The organism is uncultured Hyphomicrobium sp. (assembly GCF_902826555.1).
Taxonomy (GTDB): Bacteria; Pseudomonadota; Alphaproteobacteria; order Rhizobiales; family Hyphomicrobiaceae; genus Hyphomicrobium_C.
Map to the genome: position 1 here is coordinate 1 of NZ_CADEFI010000080.1, position 1795 is coordinate 1795.

2 protein-coding genes are annotated in these 1795 nt (G+C 65.5%); one reads left to right on the top strand and one right to left on the bottom strand.

All coding sequences use genetic code 11. From position 1 onward, the window contains the following. Window positions 1-1117, top strand: a 1117-nt coding sequence (gene mobQ / locus QZV93_RS17525) for a MobQ family relaxase (protein ID WP_295560010.1), incomplete at its 5' end; no start/stop codon positions are given. 127 nt (window positions 1118-1244) lie between these two features. Here the strand turns inward: mobQ and QZV93_RS17530 are convergent. Continuing rightward, window positions 1245-1795 (bottom strand): outer membrane beta-barrel protein (locus QZV93_RS17530; protein WP_295560011.1); only part of this gene is annotated, 551 nt, incomplete at its 5' end.

Genomic DNA, 1795 nt, shown 5'->3' on the forward strand with positions numbered 1-1795 from the left:
GGACGAGCGCACCGGCCTCGTCCACGATTACACCCGCAAGCAGGGCGTCGAGCATAGCGAGCTGATGTTGCCGACCGACGCGCCGGAGTGGGCGGCCGACCGCGAGCGCCTATGGAACGCGGCCGAGCTGGCGGAGACGCGCAAGAACTCGACCGTCGCCCGTGAATATGAAATCGCGCTGCCCGCTGAGCTGTCGCCCGATGCGCGCCGCGAGCTGGCGCTGGGCCTCGCCCGCGAAATCAGCGAGCGGCATGGGGTGGCGGTGGACGTGTCGATCCATGCACCTGGTCGAGAGGGCGACCAGCGCAATCACCATGCCCACCTGTTGACGACGACGCGGCGCCTAGGCCCAGAGGGGCTAGGGGAAAAAACCCGCGAGCTGGACCAGAAGCAGAGCGGCGAGGTCGAGCGGTGGCGGGAGCGTTGGGCCGAGATGCAGAATCGGGCGCTGGAACTGGCGAACGTGCCGGATCGTGTCGATCACCGCAGCCATGAACGGCGCGGGATCGAGCAGGAGCCGACCGCGCACATGGGGCCGAGCGCGACGGCGATAGAGCGCCGGGCCGAGCAGCAGGCCACGCGGGAAGGCCGGGATTATGAGCCGGTGACGGCTGTAGGCCAGCATAATGAGCGGGTGGGCCTGCGCCAGTATATCGAGCGCGGGACGGAATGGCTGCGGGCCGTGGGGCAGCGGGTGGCGGGCAGGCTGCACGATGTTGCGGCCAGCTTGAGCGGCGCGGTCGAGCGCGATCGGCGCGAGGCGGCGGAGGCGCAGCGCGCCCGCGAAGCGCAGGAGCGGCTTGCCGCCGATCGTGCCCGACAGGAGGCGCAGGAGCGCCAGCAGATGAGGGAACGGGAGCGGGTGGCCGAGAAGTTCAAGACCATCGCCGGGAAGCGCGAGGCGGGCGCGCATGGCTATGGCGATCATAGCAGCGACTGGAAGGCGACCCCGGAGGCGCTCCGCAAGGCGGTGGACGCCTATAACGGGGCCAACCAGCACACCAAGGATCTCTACATTGAGCAGATCCAGCGCGAACCGAAGATGGCCCGCGCCGTCGGCCAGCTCATCGGTGAGCGCGAGCTGATCCTGCAACGCGACAGGGGAATGAGCTTGTGAGGGCGCATATGCGATCCGATCATATGCGATTCAGTCGTATATGCCGAATGCCCGAAATCCGGGGCAAAGAAAAACCCTCCCGCGAGCAGGAGGGTTTCTCATTATCGCGATTTGAGAGGGTCGCGGATCAGAGTGTAAAGCGCAGACCGACTTGGAACAGCGAAGCCTTGGTCTTGCCGAGACGGTAATCCACGTCATCGTCACCAAAGTTCAGCTTGCCTTTGCTGGTCTGGCGGAAAGTGTAATCGGCAGTCAGATCGACGCCCTTCGTCACCTTCACGGCGGCACCAGCGCGGAGCTGCCATGCGAAGCGAACCGAGCCGTCATCCTCGCCCAGCGCCTTGAGATGCGTGCCGACCGCGCCGAGGCCAGCGCCGACATAAGGCTTGAAGGTGTTGCCGCCGACCGGAATGTCATAGGTGACATTCGCCATCACGGCGAGCTGGCGCAGCTTGGCGACGGAGCCGCTGGTTGCGCTGATCGTGGTCCCGTTGATGTCCACGCCGTCCAAGTCGTCGGCGCTGATGATGTCGAGTTCGCCAAGACCTTCCACAACGTCGGAAAGATCGTCAGCCGTGATCGCGGTGCCGTTCAGGCTCTTGAGCGTGATGCCCTTCACCTTGTTGGCCCAGTCGGCCCGAAGCTGCGATTTTGGCCAGGTTGAAGAACGAACACTGA